The organism is Delftia sp. ASV31 (assembly GCF_016428765.1).
GTDB classification, from domain to species: Bacteria; Pseudomonadota; Gammaproteobacteria; order Burkholderiales; family Burkholderiaceae_C; genus Comamonas; species Comamonas acidovorans.
Genome location: NZ_JAELTK010000195.1, coordinates 1 through 859, shown reverse-complemented (window position 1 = coordinate 859; position 859 = coordinate 1). Strand labels below are relative to the sequence as shown.

General features: G+C 63.6%; 1 protein-coding gene. It reads left to right on the top strand.

The annotated features are described in order from the left end of the window. The first annotated feature begins 291 nt into the window (after positions 1-291). Positions 292-600 carry a hypothetical protein gene (locus JHD82_RS28985; protein WP_230356511.1) on the top strand — a complete coding sequence of 103 codons (309 nt, stop codon included), beginning with the start codon at positions 292-294 and terminating at the stop codon, positions 598-600. Positions 601-859 lie beyond the last annotated feature (259 nt).

The window sequence follows — 859 nt, the reverse complement described above, 5'->3', positions numbered from 1 at the left end:
CCCCCCCCCCCCCCCCCCCCCCCCCCCCCCCCCCCCCCCCCCCCCCCCCCCTTTTAGATGTGTATAAGAGACAGGTGCAGCCTCCCCGTCAGCGAGGCCTTGTCACGTCTGGATCATCGGACCGTGGGTGCCTGCCCACGTCCCTGCGGTTACGGACGGGATGGGACTACCCGCAAGGGCGTCCGCACGGCTCTGTACGTGTTTTGAACATCCCGTCCACCTTCTTCGCGCTTCAAAACGTAAAGCGGGTGGCTTCCATCTCACAGAGGAGAGCGAAACCATGCACGCCATATGTCCCATCCTGGTTACCGTCACCTGCAGGGCCAGGCCATGAAGCAGGAAACACGATCCACCAGCGCCAGAACCACGCAGCTGAACTTCTCCATCACCGAGGTGAACCGAATGGTCCAGATGGGCTGCAACGAGATCTCCTCCATCTCCCAGCTCGCCCAGGCATGGCTGCTATCGCCCGAAGGCCTGCGCGACACGGACGTGGTGACCAACGCCTTGCGCACCATCCAGCACAGCGCCGAGCGGCTGGCCACCTACGTGGAAGACGAGATCTATCTCCTGCGCAACACCGCCAAGCCCGAGGCCTGAAGCAGCATGCAAAACAGCCGAGCGCAACAATGGCGCATCGGCTGTTTTGCATTTCCGGCTGTTGGCTATTGGCTGTTCCCCAGCCTCCCCCCTTCTGCCCACGCCTGCGTTGGGCGGGATGCGGGGTGGCAAGCCTGCCGAAGGACAGGCTTGCTTCGTCATCTGACCTGTCTCTTATACACATCTGACGCTGCCGACGAAATGCGAACAGTGTAGAGCTCGGGGGTGGGGGGGGGAGGAGAAAGGGGGGGGGGGGGGG

Coding starts and splice junctions, on each gene's coding strand:
- JHD82_RS28985 (WP_230356511.1), top strand. CDS start 292: ATGTCCCATCCTGGTTACCGTCACCTGCAGGGCCAGGCCATGAAGCAG.